13 protein-coding genes are annotated in these 18,792 nt (G+C 65.5%); 10 read left to right on the top strand and 3 right to left on the bottom strand.

The annotated features are described in order from the left end of the window. Window positions 1-174 precede the first annotated feature (174 nt). Both K9B35_RS17975 and K9B35_RS17970 read left to right on the top strand, forming a co-directional pair. On the top strand, window positions 175-927 hold the full coding sequence (locus K9B35_RS17975; protein WP_224923372.1) for a methyltransferase domain-containing protein: 753 nt from the start codon (window positions 175-177) through the stop codon (window positions 925-927). A gap of 27 nt (window positions 928-954) precedes the next feature. Next, window positions 955-2,196: a threonine synthase gene (locus tag K9B35_RS17970; RefSeq protein WP_224923371.1), complete on the top strand. Its 1,242-nt coding sequence runs from the start codon at window positions 955-957 to the stop codon at window positions 2,194-2,196. On the opposite strand, the gene K9B35_RS17965 is transcribed toward K9B35_RS17970, so the two are convergent. Then, entirely contained in the window at window positions 2,193-3,677 is a 1,485-nt protein-coding gene (locus K9B35_RS17965) for an MFS transporter (RefSeq protein ID WP_224923370.1), read from the bottom strand. The two genes, K9B35_RS17970 and K9B35_RS17965, sit on opposite strands and share 4 nt — an antisense overlap. A gap of 19 nt (window positions 3,678-3,696) precedes the next feature. Continuing rightward, window positions 3,697-4,731 (bottom strand): LacI family DNA-binding transcriptional regulator, encoded by a 1,035-nt coding sequence (locus K9B35_RS17960; RefSeq protein WP_412103483.1) that lies wholly within the window; start codon window positions 4,729-4,731, stop codon window positions 3,697-3,699. 230 nt (window positions 4,732-4,961) lie between these two features. On the opposite strand from K9B35_RS17960, the gene K9B35_RS17955 reads away from it, so the two are divergent. The 8 genes from K9B35_RS17955 to K9B35_RS17920 all read left to right on the top strand — a co-directional run bounded on the left by K9B35_RS17955 (window position 4,962) and on the right by K9B35_RS17920 (window position 18,091). Then, complete coding sequence (locus tag K9B35_RS17955) at window positions 4,962-7,673, top strand: TonB-dependent receptor (RefSeq protein WP_224923368.1); 2,712 nt, start codon at window positions 4,962-4,964, stop codon at window positions 7,671-7,673. 47 nt (window positions 7,674-7,720) lie between these two features. After that, window positions 7,721-9,250: a tryptophan halogenase family protein gene (locus tag K9B35_RS17950; protein ID WP_224923367.1), complete on the top strand. Its 1,530-nt coding sequence runs from the start codon at window positions 7,721-7,723 to the stop codon at window positions 9,248-9,250. Next, on the top strand, window positions 9,247-11,064 hold the full coding sequence (locus K9B35_RS17945; RefSeq protein WP_224923366.1) for an alpha-amylase family glycosyl hydrolase: 1,818 nt from the start codon (window positions 9,247-9,249) through the stop codon (window positions 11,062-11,064). Before K9B35_RS17950 ends, K9B35_RS17945 begins: the two co-directional genes overlap by 4 nt. Beyond that, window positions 11,061-12,686 (top strand): alpha-amylase family glycosyl hydrolase, encoded by a 1,626-nt coding sequence (locus tag K9B35_RS17940; protein ID WP_224923365.1) that lies wholly within the window; start codon window positions 11,061-11,063, stop codon window positions 12,684-12,686. The genes K9B35_RS17945 and K9B35_RS17940 overlap by 4 nt, the downstream gene beginning before the upstream one ends. A gap of 31 nt (window positions 12,687-12,717) precedes the next feature. Beyond that, on the top strand, window positions 12,718-14,784 hold the full coding sequence (locus K9B35_RS17935) for a glycoside hydrolase family 97 protein (protein ID WP_224923364.1): 2,067 nt from the start codon (window positions 12,718-12,720) through the stop codon (window positions 14,782-14,784). A gap of 78 nt (window positions 14,785-14,862) precedes the next feature. Next, entirely contained in the window at window positions 14,863-15,330 is a 468-nt protein-coding gene (locus K9B35_RS17930; protein ID WP_224923363.1) for a (2Fe-2S)-binding protein, read from the top strand. Continuing rightward, window positions 15,327-17,468, top strand: a complete 2,142-nt coding sequence (locus K9B35_RS17925; RefSeq protein ID WP_224923362.1) for a xanthine dehydrogenase family protein molybdopterin-binding subunit — start codon at window positions 15,327-15,329, stop codon at window positions 17,466-17,468. Before K9B35_RS17930 ends, K9B35_RS17925 begins: the two co-directional genes overlap by 4 nt. Further along, window positions 17,465-18,091, top strand: coding sequence for an Isoquinoline 1-oxidoreductase subunit (locus K9B35_RS17920; protein ID WP_224923361.1), 627 nt, complete (start codon window positions 17,465-17,467; stop codon window positions 18,089-18,091). Before K9B35_RS17925 ends, K9B35_RS17920 begins: the two co-directional genes overlap by 4 nt. A 125-nt stretch (window positions 18,092-18,216) precedes the next feature. Here the strand turns inward: K9B35_RS17920 and K9B35_RS17915 are convergent, their stop codons facing one another. Then, window positions 18,217-18,726, bottom strand: a complete 510-nt coding sequence (locus K9B35_RS17915; protein WP_224923360.1) for a rhodanese-like domain-containing protein — start codon at window positions 18,724-18,726, stop codon at window positions 18,217-18,219. Between the last annotated feature and the right edge of the window lie 66 nt (window positions 18,727-18,792).

Here is an 18,792-nt window from a genome sequence, read left to right as displayed (position 1 = left end):
GGTGGAGCAGCCCGGTAGCTCGTCAGGCTCATAACCTGAAGGTCGTTGGTTCAAATCCAACCCCCGCAACCATCACAACAATAGCCGCCTTCGGGCGGCTTTTTTGTTGTCTCGCAAAGATCAAACGAGCGCGCAGCCGTTGCGCTAGGCATCGCTCTCCGCCACGCTCGCTGGATGAAATTTCACGTTTCGCGTCGCACCGTCCTGATCGGATCAGGTTGCATGCTTGCTATGCCGGCTGCCGCGCGGGCGAAGGACGTCCCCTACGTCCCGACGCCGCCCGAAGTCGTCGAAGGCATGCTTGACATGGCGGCGCTGAAGGCCGGAGAACGCCTGATCGACCTCGGTTCAGGCGATGGTCGCATCCCGCGCGCGGCGGCTCGGCGCGGGGCAACCGCTCTTGGCGTTGAGATCGACGGCGGTCTGGTCGCGCGGGCGCGGTCGTTGACGCGGCTCGAGGGGTTGGAAGAGCATGCTCGGTTTCTGCGCGATGATCTGTTCACCGTGTCGCTCCGGGATGCGGATGTCGTCACGCTCTATCTGCTGCCCGCCGTCAACGAGCGGCTAAAGCCCAAGTTGTTGAACGAGATGAAGGCGGGCGCGCGGGTGGTCAGCCATGCGTTCGACATGGGCGATTGGCCGCATGATGAGTTCCGTGAGATCGCCGACAAGCGCGTCTATCGCTGGACGATTCCGGCGATTGCTGGCGGCGAATGGCAACTCGTCCGTGACGATGGGCGTATGTCGCGGCTCACGCTTGATCAGCGCTATAGCCGCGTCTCGGGAACGCTCGATGGGCGGGCGGTGTCCGGGGCGCAACTGGTTGGCGCGGCGCTAAGCTTCGTCGCCGAGGGCACTACCTATCGCGGCACTGTCGGGGATCGTCGGATTGTTGGCGATGGGTGGCGCGCCGAACGGATCGACTAGCGCGCATTGGCGCACTAAGCCGGCGCCATGCTGTACAACGACAATCTCACCGCCGATCGCCCGACCTTCGTCACCCATCTCGAATGCGGGATCACTGGTGAGCGCTATGACGCCGATACGCTGCAGGGCCTGTCGCGGGTCGGGCGCCCATTGCTGGTGCGCTATGACCTCGACGCCGTTCGCCCGGCGGTGACGCCGGCGGATCTGGCGCAGCGACCGGCGGATCTGTGGCGCTATCGTGAGCTGTTACCGGTGCGACGCCGCGAGAACATCGTGAGCCTGGGCGAGATTACGACGCCGATCGTCCCGCTATCCAAGGTTGCGGCGGGGGCGGGCGCTGGCAATTTGCTGGTGAAGGACGAAGGCCGGCTGCCGACCGGATCGTTCAAGGCGCGCGGGCTGGTCATGGCGATCAGCATGGCCAAGGAACTGGGGGTCACCACCATCGCGATGCCGACCAACGGCAATGCCGGTGCGGCGGCGGCGGCCTATGCCGCGCAGGCGGGGATCGAAGCGGTGATCTTCTGTCCCGACGATACCCCCGAGATCAACGTCCGCGAGATCGCGGCACAGGGTGCGCGCGTCTATCGCGTCAACGGGCTGATCGACGATTGCGGCAAGCTGGTCGCGGCGGGGAAGGAAGCCAATGGCTGGTTCGACCTGTCGACGCTGAAGGAGCCGTACCGGATCGAGGGCAAGAAGACGATGGGGCTGGAACTGGCCGAACAGCTTGGCTGGGAGCTGCCCGACGTGATCTTCTATCCGACCGGCGGCGGTACCGGATTGATCGGCATGTGGAAGGCGTTTGCCGAGCTGGAGGCGCTGGGCTGGATCGGGTCGAAGCGCCCGCGCATGGTGGCGGTGCAGGCCGAGGGCTGCGCGCCGATGGTTCGCGCGTGGGAGGCGGGCGAACGCCATGCGACGCGGTGGGAGGATGCCCACACTGTCGCGGCGGGGATTCGCGTGCCGCAGGCGGTCGGGGATTTCCTGATCCTTGACGCGGTGCGCGAGTCCAACGGGTTTGCGATGGCCGTCAGTGACGCGGCTATTCTGGAGGCGGTCGAGGATGCGGCGCGGCTCGACGGGTTGCTGCTGTGTCCGGAGGGCGGTGCGACGCTTGCGGCGTGGCGGGCGGCGGTGGCCGATGGGCGCGTGTCTCCCGATGAAACCGCGTTGTTGTTCAACTGCGCGACCGGGCTCAAATATCCGATGGAGGATCGCTCGCGCACGCTCGACCGGCACGGGCCGATCGATTTTTCGGCGTTCTAAGCCTCCCTGACCCGCGCCATCGCAAGCGCCGCCAGCACTAGCGTCCCAGCGGCGAAGGCCATCGTCCAGATCGGCTGATCGGGGAAGAACGCCTTCATGATCGATCCCATCACGGTCGCGACCAGCAGCTGGGGAACCACGACGAAGACGTTGAACAGCCCCATAAAAATGCCGAGCTTTGCCTGGGGCAGGTTCGAGGCGAGGATCGCGTAGGGCATGGCGAGGATCGAGGCCCAGGCGATGCCGATGCCGATTTCGCTGACGATCAGCCACTGCGGGTCCTTGATGACGAAGAAGCTGGCGAACCCCGCAGCGCCGCAGAGCAGGCCGATGATGTGGGTGCGGACCTTGCCGAAGCGCGATGCGAGCAGCGGCAGCAGCGTCAGTGCGGCGATCGCGGCTACACCGTTATAGACGGTGAACAGCACGCCGACCCAGTTCGCGCCTTCCTGATAGCGCGGGTCCGCCGCGTCGGGCGCACCGTAGAACGCACCCGCGACGACCGGCGTGGTGTTGATCCACATGATGAACAGCGCCGACCAGCTGAAGAACTGCACGACTGCCAGCCGCTTCATGATTGGCGGCATCCCTGCGAAGTCGCCGACGATGCTGGCGAGCATGTTCGCGCCGCGCCCTGCCTTTGCGAGCCGGACCGCGATCAGGCTGGCGACGCCATAGGCCGCGAGCAGGCCAGCGAGCAGATACACTTCTTTCTCGAGGTCGAACCCGCCAACTGCGGCGGCGACCGCCGCGCCCGCAGCGATCCAGATCAGGCTCGCGAGCGGACCACGCGCGGCGAGAATGCGGATGCTGTCGCCTGCGGCTTCGGCCCGTGCGCCGTCGAATGCGGCCATCTGTTCGGGGCTGTATTCGCGGGTCGTCAGGATGGTCCACAGCACCGCCAAAAACAGCGCCGCTCCGCCGAACCAGAAGGCGTAGCGGACGGTGTCGGGAATCCCGCCGAGCGGCGCGGCGTTTGAGACGCCGAGATGTTCGAGCGCGTAAGGAAAGATCGACCCCACCACCGCGCCCGCGCCAATAAAGGCGGTCTGCACCGCATAGCCCGCGCTATGCTGGTCCTTGCGCAGCATGTCGCCGACGAACGCGCGGAACGGCTCCATCGAGATGTTGAGCGACGCGTCGAGCACCCACAGCATCACTGCCGCGACCAGCAGCACCGGCGCGAGCGGCATCACGAACAGCGATAGCGCGGCAAGGATCGCACCGGCGAGGAAATAGGGCCGCCGCCGGCCAAGGCGGCCGAGCCAGGTGCGGTCGCTCATATGTCCGATCACCGGCTGAACCAGCAGGCCGGTCAGCGGCGCGGCGATCCACAAGGCGGGCAGATCGTCGATACTGGTGCCGAGCGACTGGAAGATGCGGCTCATATTCGCATTTTGCAGCGCGAAGCCGATCTGGATGCCGAAGAATCCGAACGAGATGTTCCACAGGCCCCAAAAGCCTTGGCGCGGTTTTTCCATCATTGATCCTTGGGCAGTGTCAGGCCGGTGCGCCGCACGAGCGGCGGACGACGAGTTTGGCGGGCAGCAGGACGTCGTGAACGCGCTCTTCGCGGATGCGGCCGAGCAGCGTTTCGACCAGCATCCGGCCGGCGGCGCGAGTGTCCTGCATGACGGTGGTGAGCGGCGGGTTGGTGAAGCTCGCCGCCGCGATATCGTCGAAGCCGACCACCGCGACATCCTCGGGCACGCGGACGCCACGGGCGGCGAGCGCACGCATCGCCCCGATTGCGATCAGGTCGCTGGCGGCGAGGATCGCGTCGAATTTCGCGCCGCGCGCGATCAATGCGTCGGCAGCGGCGGCGCCCGCCTCTTCGGAGGTCAGCGCATCGACCTGAAGCGCGCTATCCGCCGCGAACCCCGCCTCTTTCAGCGCCGCGACATGGCCGCGATAGCGGTCGTGGAATTCGGGATAATGGCTCGACGCATGGCCGAGAAAGGCGATGGGCCTGCGGCCAAGATCGATCAGATGCCGGGTCGCCGCGCGACCGCCGCCCTGATTGTCGCACCCGACGGTCAGCCCCGCACCCTCCGCCTCGACCGACCCCCAGCGCACGAAATGGGTGTTCTGCGCGATCAGTTCGCTGATCTTGGCGCGGTAGAGTTCATAGTCGCCATAGCCGAGCAGGATGAGGCCATCGGCGCGGCGCGAATCCTCAAAATCCTGATGCCAGTCGCTGCCGAGTTGCTGGAACGACACCAGCATATCCTGCCCATGATCGGCGCAGGCGCGCATGATCGAGCCGAGCATCGATAGGAAGAACGGGTTGATCGCGCTGTCGTCGGCGCTCTCGTCCTGAAAGATCAGTACCGCGAGCGTTTCGGCATGGCGGCTGCGCAGGTTCGACGCGGCCTTGTCGACGCGATAGTTCAGACGGCGGGCGATCGCCTCGATCCGCATCCGCGTGGCTTCGTTGACGCCGCGTCCGCCGCGCAGCGCGCGCGAAACGGTCGGCTGTGACACGCCGGCGAGATGCGCGATGTCGAACGATGTCGGCTTGCGTTGCATGGCCAATGGCACCCAATCCCCTAAGCGTCCGCGGATGTGCCCTCCGCTTGACCCCTCGACGTTGAGCGCCTTTCCCGGCGCCGTCAATGTTGCGCGGCGGACACGCAGCATGGCCTTGGCGGTGAATACGTATGCCGTTCGCTGGCGTATCCCGGCGCTTGCCCTGAATATTATGCACAACGCGCCGCAAGGGTGCGCCCCGGCCAGAATAGGGGGCCGGCATAGGGGAGGATATGATGCGTCACATGCTTGGCGGCCGCGCGGCCGCACGACTTTCTACCGGGGCCAGTGGCTCTGCGATCGCCGCCGCGATGCTGATCGCCGGGCTGGCGATGCCCGCCCATGCGCAGGAAGCCACGGACCCCGCAGCGGAGAGTGAAGAGGTCGTCGTCACCGGCTTCCGCGCGGCGCTGGAAAGCGCCGTTTCGACCAAGAAGGATTCCGAACAAATCGTCGAATCCGTGTCGGCCGAGGATATCGGCAAGCTGCCCGACGCCTCGATCGCGGAGTCGATCGCGCGCCTGCCCGGCCTGACATCGCAGCGTATTTCCGGGCGCAGCTCGTTCATCTCGATCCGTGGGTTCGGTCCCGATTTCTCGTCGACGTTGCTCAACGGGCGTCCGCAGACCTCGACCAACGACAATCGCGGCATCGAATTCGACCAATACCCTTCCGAAATCGTCAGCGGGGTCAATGTCTACAAGACGCCGAATGCATCGCTGACGTCGCAGGGCCTGGTCGGCACGGTCGATATCCGCACGATCCGCCCGCTCGATTACGGCAAGGAAGTTTTCGCGGTCGGCGCGCGCGGCATCTATACCGACATGGGCAAGCTCAACAGCGGGTCGAAGGACTGGGGCTATCGCCTCAACGCGACCTATGTCGGAAAATTCATGGACGACCGCCTCGGCATCGCGCTCGCCGCGGCCTATGTCGATGAGCCGTACCAGATCGAAGAGTTCGAGGCGTGGGGCTATGCCACCGATCCAAGCGGCGACAACATCGTCGGCGGCGTGAAGCCGTTCGTCACCACGTCGCAGCTCAAGCGGCTTGGCATTTCGGGAACGATTCAGGCGGATCTCGGCAGCAACTGGGAGCTGACGCTCGACGGTTTCTATTCGAACTTCGACGATACCCAGATCAAGCGCGGTATCGAACTGCCGCTGGCGTGGAGCGGCGCGACGCTGTCGCCGACCGGTCGCGAGACTCAGGACGGGGTGATCACTGCGGGCACGTTCACCGGCGTCGAGGGCGTGGTCAACAACCACAATTACCTGCGCCAGGCGGACCTGTACTCGGGCGGGTTCAACCTCAAGCATGAGGGCGACGATGGCTGGAACGTCAATTTCGACTTTGGCTGGTCGCGCACCGATCGGCGCGAGCTGATCCTCGAATCCAACGCTGGCACCGGGCCGGGCGGTGGCGTCGGCGCGACCGATACGCTCAGCTTCCGCACGACGCCGTCGGGCACCTATTTCACCTCGCAAATGCTCAACTACAGCGACCCGACGCTGATCGTCCTGACAGATCCGCTTGGCTGGGGCGGCGGTGCGCCGGGTGGGCGCCAGCACGGCTATTACAATGACCGCATCGTTGACGACGAGCTGTTCAGCTACCTCGCCGAGATCGAGAAAGAGTTTGACGGCGGTTTCATCAAGAGCGTGAAGCTGGGTGCCAACTATGTCGACCGCGAAAAGTCGCTGGTGCCGGACGAGTATTTCCTCCAGCTCGCCGGTGGCGCGTTGCAGGCGCAGGTGCCCGCGCAATATCGCCTGACGCCGACCAATCTCGACTATCTCGGTCTTGGCCCGATGCTGAGCTACAACCCGCTCGATCTGCTCAATGGCGGGGTGTACACCCGCGTCGCCAACACTGCGCAGGACGTGTTGTTCAAGAGCTTCAGCGTCGGGGAAGAGGTGCTGAGCAGCTTTGCTATGGCAAACCTCGAAGCCGAGCTGGGCGGTGCGCGTTTGACCGGCAATATCGGCGTGCTGGCACAGCATACCAACCAGAATTCGACCGGCTATATCCAGACCCCGACCGGGCCGCAGTTGCGGACATTGGGCGACGATTACTGGGATATCCTGCCCAGCCTCAGCCTCTCGTTGCGGTTCGACAGTGATTTCGTGATCCGCTTTGGTGCGGCGCGTGAGATCCAGCGGCCGCGTCTCGATGATATGCGCGTCAATATTTCCTATGGCGCTAACATCGCCGAGGGCATCGTCACCGGAAGCGGGGGCAACCCGTCGCTGCGGCCCTATCGTGCAACGGCATTCGACCTGACGTTCGAGAAATATTGGGGGCGCAGCGGCTATGTCGCGCTGCAGCTGTTCCACAAGACGCTGCACAACTATATCTACACCGCCGAACGGCCGTTCGATTATTCGAGCTACCCGCTCATCCAGCCGACCCCGCCGGTCAGTACGCTGGGCCGGATCAGCCAGCCGTTTAACGGCGATGGCGGCGAGATTTATGGTGCAGAGTTCGCGGGCACCGTGCCGTTCGAGACCTTTAGCTCGGCGCTGTCGGGCTTTGGCGTGACTGGTGGCGTATCTTATACCAAGTCCAAGATTGCACCTGAGCCGGGCCAGCCGCCGGAGAACATCCCCGGCTATTCGGACTGGGTCGCCAATGGCACTGCCTATTTCGAGAAATGGGGGTTCAACATGCGCGGCAGCGTCCGCTATCGCTCGACCTTCCTCGGCGATTTCTCGGGTCTCGGCGCGAACCGGACACGTCGTCGCGCACTGTCGGAAACGATCGTCGATGCTCAGGTCGGGTACGACTTCCAGCCGGGCAGCGCGCTGGAGGGGCTGTCGCTGTTCCTGCAGGGGTCGAACCTGACCGACGAGCCGTTCGTGGCGATCAACCCGGGGCGCCCCCTCGAGGTGATGAACCACCAGCGCTTCGGTCGCCGGTTCCAGGCGGGCTTCACCTTCAAGTTCTGATCCGTGTATCCCCCGGCGGCGCGTCCGCCGGGGGGAAAGGCGATACGATGTCTGAAATGTTGCGCAGCATCGTCATTGCGGGCGGTGGGACCGCCGGATGGATGACCGCAGCGGCGCTGGCGCGCTTCTGCGGCAAGGGCTGGCGGATCACGCTGGTCGAATCCGAAGAGATCGGCACCGTCGGTGTGGGTGAAGCCACCATCCCGATGATCCGCACCTTCAACCACGCGCTGGGGATCGACGAGGCGCAGTTCCTGCGCGAGACCCAGGGCACCTACAAGCTCGGCATCGAATTTGCCGGATGGGGTGGGTTTGACGACCGCTACATGCACGCATTCGGGCTAGTCGGGCGCGGGCTGGGGCTGTTGCCCTTCCACCATTACTGGCTGCGCGGGCGCGCGGCGGGCACGGCCGCGCCGCTGGGCGACTATGTGCTCAACGCCGTCGCGGCCTATGGCAATCGTTTCGCGCATGTGCAGCGGGCAGCCGACAGCGCGCTGCCGCCGATGCCCTATGCCTATCATTTCGACGCCGGGCTCTATGCTGCGTTCCTGCGCCGCTATGCCGAGGCGCGGGGCGTGGTGCGGGTCGAGGGGCGGATCGGCACGGTCGAGCGCGATGGTGAAACCGGCGATGTCGCCGCGCTTACCCTGACCGGCGGTGAGCGGATCGACGGCGCGCTGTTCGTCGATTGCACCGGCTTTCGCGGGCTGCTGATCGAAGGGGCTCTGGCGACCGGCTATGAGGACTGGAGCCACTGGCTGTCGTGCGACCGCGCGGTCGCGGTGCCGTGCGCCGGCGTGCGTCCGCTCACCCCCTATACTCGCTCCACCGCGCGCACGGCCGGGTGGCAGTGGCGCATCCCGCTGCAGCATCGCACCGGCAACGGCTATGTCTTTTGCTCGCGCCACATCAGCGAGGATGAGGCGACCGCGACGCTGATGGCCAACCTGGACGGGGAGGCGCTGGCCAAGCCGCGCATGCTGCGCTTCACCACCGGCAAGCGGAAGCAATTCTGGAACCGCAATGTCGTAGCAATCGGGCTGTCGTCGGGCTTTATCGAGCCGTTGGAGTCGACCTCGATTCACCTGATCCAGACCGGCATCAACCGCCTGCTCGACTTCCTGCCGAGCGGCCCGGTGGCGAGCGCTGACCGCGATGCGTTCAACCGGATGGCGGATGTCGAGATCGAGCGGATCCGCGATTTCGTGATCCTGCACTACACCGCCAATGGGCGCACCGGCGAGCCGTTCTGGGACGCGTTGCGGACGATGGAGTTGCCCGAGCCGCTCGCCAATCGCATCGCGATGTTCCGGACCGACGGCCGCATCGTGCGCGAGCATGACGAGCTGTTCGATGTCCCCGGCTGGCTGCAGGTGATGGTGGGGCAGGGGATCGTGCCGGAGCGCTGGCACCCGCTCGCCGATCAGCTCGACGATGCCCAGCTCGACCAGTTCCTGTCGACCGTCGCCACCGCCTTTGCCCGCGATGCCGCGCGGATGCCCGACCATGATGAATTCGTCGCGCGCTTCGTCGCGACCCAGCAAACCCAGCCCCAGGAAGTGACCCGCGTATGAAGCTGTTGCCGCTGATCCTCGCCACCGCGCTTGCCAGCCCCGCGCTGGCCCAGACGCCCGCGCCGCAGCCATCGCTGCGCGAGCGGACAGCGGCGCAGGAAGTGCTGTATTTCATGCTGCCCGATCGGTTCGAGAATGGCGATCCGACCAATGATCGCGGCGGCCTCAAGGGCGATCGGTTGAGCCATGGCTTCGACCCGACGCACAAGGGCTTCTTCCACGGCGGCGACCTCAAGGGGCTGATCGCGCGGCTCGACTATATTCAGGGGCTCGGTGCGACCGCGATCTGGCTGGGGCCGATCTACAAGAACAAGCCCGTTCAGGGCGGGCCGGGGCAGGAAAGTGCCGGCTATCACGGCTATTGGATCACCGACTTCACCCAGGTCGACCCGCATTTCGGCACGAAAGCGGAGATGAAGGCGTTCGTCGACGCGGCGCATGCGCGCGGGATCAAGGTCTATCTCGACATCATCACCAACCACACGGCGGACGTGATCCAGTATCGCGAATGTCCGGTCAGCGCCTGCGCCTATCGCAGCCGCGCCGACTATCCTTACCAGCGCAAGGGCGGCGTTACAGGCACGGCCATCAATCCGGGCTTTGCCGGTGATGGCATCGGCACGGCGGAGAATTTCGCCAAGCTGACTGATCCGAACTACGCCTACACGCCATTCGTGCCTGAAGCCGAGAAGTCGGTGAAGGTGCCGGCGTGGCTCAACGACCCGATTTACTACCATAATCGCGGCAATACGACCTTCCGCAACGAAAGCTCGACCATGGGCGATTTCGTCGGGCTGGACGATCTGATGACCGAGAATCCGCGCGTGGTTCAGGGGTTCATCGATATCTATGGCGGGTGGATCGACCAGTTCGGGATCGACGGCTTCCGTATCGATACCGCGCGGCACGTGAACCCGGAATTCTGGCAGGCGTTCGTCCCGGCGATGCAGGCGCGGGCGGCGGCCAAGGGTATTCCCAATTTCCACATCTTCGGCGAAGTGGCGAATGAGGGCGATGCCGGCGACCTGGCGTTGCACACCCGCGTCCACCAGCTGCCAAGCGTGCTCGACTTCGGCTTCCGCGCGGCGGTGCAGGCGACGGTCGCGGGGAGCAAGGGCACCGATACGCTCGCCGCTTTGTTCGACCGCGACGCGCTGTACGAGGGCGGGGCGGTGACTGCGCTGCAGCTGCCGACCTTCATCTCCAACCACGATCATGGCCGCTTCTCGACCGATGTGCGTAAGGCGTTCCCGAAAGCGGACGATCCCGAGCTGCTGGCGCGGGTGAAGCTCGGCCATGCGATGCTGATGCTGCTGCGCGGGGTGCCGACGGTCTATTCGGGCGATGAACAGGGGTTCATTGGCGACGGCAACGATCAGGACGCGCGCGAGGACATGTTCCCGAGCAAGGTCGCGGTCTATAACGACAACACACTGATCGGCACGACCCGGACCACGGCGGACTCCAATTTCGACATGGCCCATCCGCTCTATGTCGATATCGCCAAGCTGTCGGCGGCGCGCAAGGCGACCCCGGCGTTGAGCCGCGGGCGGCAAGTGACGCGCAACTATGACGAGACGCCGGGCTTGTTCGCGGTGTCGCGGTTCGATCCCAGCACGGACGCCGAAGTGGTCGTCGCGTTCAACACCAGCGACAAGCCGATCACCCGGCAGGTCGAGATCGGTGTCGGATCGACGCACTTCACGTCGATCGTGGGAAGCTGTGCGGCCAGTGCCGCTGCGCCCGGTAGCCTGACCGTGACTCTGCCCGCATTCGGCTATGTCGCCTGCGCCGCAACGGGAGGTGCCAAGTGACTCAGGCTGCTCCCGCCATTGCCGTCGAACCGCAGCAGGACTGGTGGCGCGGCGCGGTCATCTATCAGATCTACCCGCGCAGCTTCGCCGATTCCAACGGCGACGGTATCGGCGACCTGCCCGGCATCACCGCGCGGCTCGACCATGTCGCGGGCCTCGGCGTCGATGCGATCTGGCTGTCGCCCTTCTTCACCTCGCCGATGCGCGATTTCGGCTATGACATTGCGGATTATTGCGACGTCGATCCGATCTTCGGGACGCTGGCCGATTTCGACGCGCTGATCGCCCGCGCGCATGCGCTTGGGCTGAAGGTGATCATCGATCAGGTCTATTCGCACACCTCCGACCAGCATGTATGGTTCAAGGAAAGCCGGGCGAGCCGCGAAAATCCGCGCGGTGACTGGTATGTCTGGGCCGATGCCAAGGCGGACGGATCGCCGCCGACCAATTGGCAGTCGGTGTTCGGCGGTCCGGCCTGGACCTGGGACGCGCGGCGCGGGCAATATTATCTGCACAATTTCCTGAGCGAACAGCCTGACCTCAATCTGCACAACCCGGCGGTACAGGATGCGGCGCTGGCGGCCGCGCTATTCTGGCTGGAGCGCGGGGTTGATGGCTTCCGCGTCGATGCGATCAACTTCGCGATGCACGACCCGCAGTTGCGCGACAATCCGCCCGCGCCGGATGACGGGCGCCCGCGCACGCGCCCGTTCGACTTCCAGAGCCATGTCTATAACCAGAGCCACCCCGACATCGTTCGCTTCCTCGAGCGGCACCGCGCGCTGACCGACGCGCATGGCGGCGCGTTCACCGTGGCCGAAGTGGGCGGCCCGACGCCGGAGGCGGAGATGCATGCCTTCACGCGCGGCAGCACGCGGCTCAACAGCGCCTATGGCTTCGACTTTCTTTATGCGCCGCAACTGACCCCGGCACTGGTGAAGAAGGCGGTGGAAACCTGGCCGGACGCGCCCGGCACCGGCTGGCCGAGCTGGGCGTTCGAGAATCACGATGCGCCACGCGCGGTGTCGCGCTGGGTGGAGGCGGAGCATCGCGACGCATTTGCGGCGATGAAGATGCTGTTGCTGCTATGCCTGCGTGGCAATGCGATCCTGTTCCAGGGGGAGGAACTGGGGCTGACCCAGGTCGAGATCCCGTTCGACAAATTGCAGGACCCGGAGGCAATCGCCAACTGGCCGCTCACGCTCAGCCGCGACGGGGTGCGGACCCCGATGCCGTGGCAGGCGGAGGCGGAGAATCTGGGTTTCGGTGCGGGCGAGCCATGGTTGCCGCTCGGGGCGGACCATGCCGCGATGGCCGTGGATCGTCAGACCACCGAAAACGGATCGCTGCTCAACCTCACGCGTGGGTTGATCGCGACGCGCGCGGCCAATCCGGCGCTGCGTGAGGGGGCGATGGCGGTAACGGCGACGGACGATGCGCTGCTGGTCTTTACCCGCAGCATCGCCGGGCAGCGGCTGACCTGCGCTTTCAATCTGGGCAATGTCGCGCGCGCGTGGCATCCCGCGCCATCGGACCGGTTCCGGGTGATCGCCGCCGTCAACGGCGCGGCTCCGGGCGACCTGCCCGCCTATTCGGGCATGGTCCTCGAACAGTTAGACTGACGCGAACGGGCGTCGCCGACAGGAGAGTAAGATGCGTGGAACCTTGGCCCTGACAGCGTTGACGCTGCCGTTGCTCGCGCTGGCGAGCCCTGCGCTGGCGCAGGATGTCGCACAGGCGACGACGGCAAAGGCGGGCGGCGCGACCGCAGCCTCGCCCGATGGCAGCATCCGCGTCACCGTCACCACCGACGGCGACGGCCGCCCCTATTACAGCGTAACCCGCAACGGAAAGCCGCTGATTCAGCCCTCACGCATGGGCTTCATGCTCGGTGACGCGCCCAAGCTGGAGCGCGGCTTTGCGATTCTGAGCCAGAGCGTGACCAGCGCGGATTCGACCTGGGCACAGCCCTGGGGCGAGTGGCAGAGCGTCCGCGACCGCCATACCCAGCTGCGCGTGCGTCTGAAGGAAACGACCGCGCTTGGCCGGGTGATGGATGTCGTGTTCCGCGTGTTCGATGACGGCTTCGGCTTTCGCTACGAACTGCCCGCACCTGCCGATGGCAAGCCAACCCGGATCATCGAGGAGCTGACCGAATTTTCGCTGGCGAGCGATGGCACCGCGTGGTGGACCCCGGCGGGCGAGTGGAATCGCTACGAATATCCTTACAACAAGACGCCGGTCAGCAGCATGACGCAGGCGCATACCCCGGTGACGATGAAGCTGGCCGACGGCACGCATGTCGCGTTCCATGAGGCGGCACTGGTCGACTATGCCGCGATGTGGCTGCGCCGGGTCGAGGGTACGCGCTTCCGCGCCGCGCTGTCGCCGTCGTCGCAGGGGGCGGCGGTAATCCGCGATGGCGCGTTCACTACGCCGTGGCGCACGCTGCGCGTCGCCGACAGCGCGGCGAAGCTGTACATGTCGCAGCTTGAGCTGAACCTCAACGAACCCAACAAGCTGGGCGATGTCAGCTGGTTCAAGCCCAGCAAATATGTCGGGGTTTGGTGGGAAATGCACCTCGACGCCGCGACTTGGGGCACCGGCGCGCGGCTGGGTGCGAAGACCGAGAATGTGAAGCGGTACATCGATTTCGCGGCGCAGAACGGGTTCCGCGGCGTACTGGTCGAGGGCTGGAATGTCGGCTGGGACGGCAACTGGTTCGACAATGGCGATGGCTGGGACTTCGACAAGCCGGTGGCACAGTTCGATATGGCCGCGCTGGCGGCCTATGCGAAGAAAAAGGGCGTGCACATTGTCGGCCACCACGAAACCGGCGGCGGTGCGGGGCAGTATGAGGCGCAGTCCGACGACGCCTATCGCTATGCCGCCGCGAACGGGATCGAGGTGGTAAAGACCGGCTATGTTACCGATGCCGGGCAGATCGATCGCGTCTGGGCCGATGGCCGGATGACGCAGGAATGGCATGACGGCCAGTACATGTCGCGCCACCATCTCAACATCGTCCGGACCGCAGCCAAGTATAAGGTCGCGGTCAACCCGCACGAGCCGATCAAGGATACGGGGCTCCGCCGCACCTATCCCAATTGGGTCAGCCGTGAGGGCGCGCGCGGGCAGGAATACAACGCCTGGGGCGAGCCCAAGAACCCGCCCGAGCATGAGGCGAACCTGTTCTTCACCCGGATGCTGGCGGGACCGTTCGACTTCACCCCCGGCGTGCTGAGCCTCACGGGCAAGGGCGGCACGCCGTTCATGTCGACGCTCTCCAAGCAGCTGGCGCAATACATCGTGCTCTACTCGCCCATCCAGATGGCCGCCGACCTGCCCGAGAATTACGCGAAGCATCCGGGCGCGTTCCAGTTCATCAAGGATGTCGCGGTCGACTGGACCGACACGCGCGTGCTGAACGGCGAGGTGGGTGAGTTCGTCACCGTGGTGCGTAAGGCGAAGGGGACCGGCGAGTGGTTCCTTGGCGCAGTGACCGACGGCACCGCGCGGACGACGACGCTGAAGCTCGACTTCCTCGACCCCGGCAAGAGCTATGAGGCACAGATCTATCGCGACGGCGAGGGGGCGGATTATCGCACCGACAAGCGCCATGCGATCGTGATCGAGAAGAAGCGGGTGAAGGCCGGCGACACGCTGTCGCTGTGGATGGGACCGGGCGGCGGCGCGGCGGTGCGCTTTGTCGCGAGATAATGGATCGCGAGTGAAATAATTTCACTTCGCGAACGGCTGGTGGTGGCCTAGCGTGCGCGTCAGACAGGAGGCGCAACGATGGCCACCACCTTCCAATTGAACGGTAAACCCGAAGTCTTCGACGGCGATCCCGAAACGCCGCTGCTGTGGGTCCTGCGCGACCATCTCGGGCTGACGGGTACCAAATATGGCTGCGGCGTCGCGCAATGCGGGGCGTGCACCGTGCATCTCGACGGCAAGAACCGGCGGTCCTGCGTGACCCCGGTCGGCATGGTCGCGGGCAAGAGCGTGACGACCATCGAGGGGGCGAGCGGCAAGGTCGCCGATGCGGTCAAGGCCGCCTGGGTCCAGATTGACGTGCCGCAATGCGGCTTTTGCCAGTCGGGACAGGTGATGTCGGCGATCGGCCTGCTCACCGCCAAGCCCAAGCCGACCGACAAGGACATCGACGCGGCGATGGCGGGCAATCTCTGCCGCTGCGCCACCTATGTCCGCATCCGTCAGGCGATCAAGGACGCTGCGGGCGTGAAGGGAGCGCGGGCATGAACGCCGTTCCCAACCGCCGCGCTTTCCTCACGGGGAGCGCCGCGCTCACCATCGGCTTCACGCTGCCGGTCAAAGAAGCGCGGGCGCGATCTGTTCGCCCCGTATTGCTGCCCAACGCGTTTGTCCGGATTCACGCTGACAATTCTGTCGTGATCATCGCCAAGCATGTCGAGTTCGGACAGGGACCGGCGACCGGCGTGGCGACGATCATCGCCGATGAGCTGGACGCCGCCTGGGATCAGGTAAGCGTGGCCTTCGCACCGGCCAATGACCCGCTTTACAAGAACCTTACCTTCGGGACGATGGGCGTTGGCGGATCGACCGCGATGCGCGAAAGCTGGGACCAGATGCGCATGGCGGGCGCGGCTGCGCGCGCGATGCTGGTCGAGGCGGCGGCGAAGCGCTGGGGCGTCGAGGCAAGCGCGATCACCGTCTCGCAGGGCGTGGTCAGCGCTGGCAAGCGCAAGGCGAGTTTCGGCGAGCTTGTGGAGGACGCGGCAAAGCTGCCCGTCCCGCAAAAGCCGGTGCCCAAGACCCCGGACCGCTATGTCTATATCGGCAAGCATGTGTCGAAGGTCGACAGCAAGGCCAAGACCGACGGGTCGGCGGTATTCACGCAGGATGTCCGCCTGCCCGGCATGGTCCATGCCGCTGTGCGCCGCCCGCCCGCATTCGGCGCGACCGTCAAGAAAGTCGAGGATGGCGCCGCGCGCGCGATCCCCGGCGTGCTCGACGTCAAGCCGATCCCGAGCGGGGTTGCGGTCTATGCCCGCGACACCTGGACCGCGCAGCGCGGTGCGGCGGCGCTCGAGGTCGACTGGGATATGGCGAAGGCCGAAACGCGCTCTTCGGACCAGATGCTCGCCGAATATAGCGCGGCCGCGCGCACGCCGGGGCGACAGGTCGAGGCGGCTGGCGATGCCGCTGCGGCGCTCGCCCGCGCGGCCAAGACGATTGATGCGACCTATTACTTCCCGTTCCTCGCCCATGCGCCGATGGAAACGATGGACTATGTCATCGAGAAGAAGGGCGAGGGCATTTCGGTCCATGCCGGGAGCCAGTTCCAGGTCGGCGAGATGGGCGCGATGTGCGGCGTTGCCGGCGTGCCGTTCGACAAGAGTGCGCTGGTCCAGCATTTCGCCGGGGGCAGCTTTGGCCGCCGCGCGACCCCGGTAATGTTCGACGGGACCGAAGCGGCGGCATGCGCCCGCGCTTATGGCTTTGCCGCGCCGGTGAAGGTGGTGGCGAGCCGTGAGAACGACCTGACCGGTGGCTTCTACCGCCCGATGACGGTCCATCGCGTGCGCGCGGGCGTCGATGCCAGCGGCGCGATCAGCGGCTGGGATCAGGTCTGCGCTGCCAAGTCGATCATGAAGGATACCCCGTTCGAGCCGATGGGCATCCGCGACGGCATCGACGGTAACATGATCGAGGGCGCGAACGACGCCAACCAGTACAAGATCGGCGATTTCCGGCTGGGCCAGCATCTGATGAAGGGCGGTGTGCCGGTGCTGTGGTGGCGATCGGTCGGCCACACCCACACCGCCTTCGTCAAGGAAACGATGATCGACGAATTGCTCGAACTGGGCGGCAAGGATCTGGTGGCCGGGCGGATGGAGCTGCTCAAGCACGACCGCGCCAAGGCGGTGCTGGCGAGGGTCGCGGAGATGGCGGCGTTTGGCAAGCCGGCGAAGAAGGGCCGGGCCAAGGGCATTGCGGTGCATGAGAGCTTCGACAGCTTCGTGGCGCAGGTCGCGGAAGTGTCAAAGGGGCCGGACGGACTGCCCAAGGTGCACAAAGTATGGTGCGCGGTCGATTGCGGCATCGCGGTCAACCCCGACATCATCCGCGCGCAGATGGAGGGCGGCATCGGCTATGGCCTCGGCCATGCGCTCTATGCCGAACTGACCCTGGGTGAGGGCGGTGTGGTGCAGCAGACCAATTTCGACAGCTATCGCTCGCTGCGGATCAGCGAAATGCCGGATGTCGAGGTGGCGATCATCCCGTCGACCGAACGACCGAGTGGCGTCGGCGAACCGGGCCTGCCGCCGATCGCGCCGGCCGTCGCCAATGCCTGGCGCAAGCTGACCGGCAAGGCGGTACGCCGCCTGCCCTTCGCGCATGGAGACAATGCATGAGCGTGCAACGTTACGGCCTGATCGCGCTCGGCCTTGCCGCTGTCGCGCTGCCCGCTGCCGTGGTGGCATCGAGCGAGCCTGCTGCCCCCGCCGGGCTGAAGCCGGTTGCGGCCTTTGCGACGATCGCCGACCCGGCGGCGCGCTCCGCGGCACTCTTTACCGAGATGGGCAAGGTGCTGACGCATCCGCGCTGTATCAACTGTCACCCGCGCACCGACAGCCCGTTGCAGGGCGACGACATGCGCTTCCACATGCCCCCGGTCGAGCGCGGGCCGGAGGGCATGGGAATTGCCGGCATGGAGTGTTCTACCTGCCACGGCCCGCGCAATGTCGCGTTCGCCGATGGCAAGGGCAGCATTCCGGGCCATCCGCTGTGGCACCTCGCGCCCAAATCGATGGCATGGGAGGGCAAGTCGCTCCGCGAGATTTGCGAGCAGTTGAAGGACCGCAAGCGCAATGGCGGCAAGACGCTGGCGCAGATCCACGAACATAATGCGAGCGACACGCTGGTCGGCTGGGGCTGGAACCCGGGGCCGGGGCGTACGCCCGCGCCAGGGACGCAGGCCGAATTTGGCGCGCTGACCAAGGCGTGGATCGACAGCGGGGCGCAGTGTCCGGTGTAGATTTGTGGCGTTAAACCCGCTCCGTTTGTCCCCGGACTTGATCCGGGGTTGTCGAAGCACCCTTAGCCACAGCTGTGGCAGTCGGCCCTTCGACAAGCTCAGGGCAAACGGAGGGTGTTGTGCGATCAGGCGCGCACCCACTCCACCGCCGGATCGTTGAAGTCGATCACGTCGGCCAATTCCCAGACGTTCGCATAGCCATAGCCGACCAGGTTTATGAACGTCTGGATGTTCAGCGCGAGCGGGGCGGCTTTGATCGGGACCGGGCGGCGGCGGTTCGAGAAATTGTTGTTGCAGTAGATCAGGATCATCCGCCCCGGCGCGCCGATCGCGGCGTGCAGCGATTCCGCGTTGAAATCGGGCAGCGGTAAATTGACCGCGCCCTTGATATGCCCTTCCCGAAATGCCGTTTCCGAGCGTGCGTCGAGCAGCAGCGTGTCGTCCGATGCGGCCAGTTGCTTGAATCGCGCAAAGGGCAAAAGGCGCCGGGCGCGCAACTGGCGGACATCGCCAGTCAGTCGTTCGAAACCGCCATAGTCGATCTGCGGGTTGGGCTCCTTGGCCAGCGTTTGCTGCGCCAGCGCCGGGGCGGCTGCGGTGGCACCGAGCGTGGTCAGGAGCAGGCGGCGCTGCATCGGTCGAACCCTCCAGTCTGCGTCCGCAACGATGCGCCTGATCGCATGTCGTGGGCATGAACCGTT

The organism is Sphingomonas sp. R647 (assembly GCF_020177055.1).
In the GTDB taxonomy this organism is placed as follows: domain Bacteria; phylum Pseudomonadota; class Alphaproteobacteria; order Sphingomonadales; family Sphingomonadaceae; genus Sphingomonas.
This window is presented reverse-complemented; position numbering and strand designations above follow the sequence as displayed.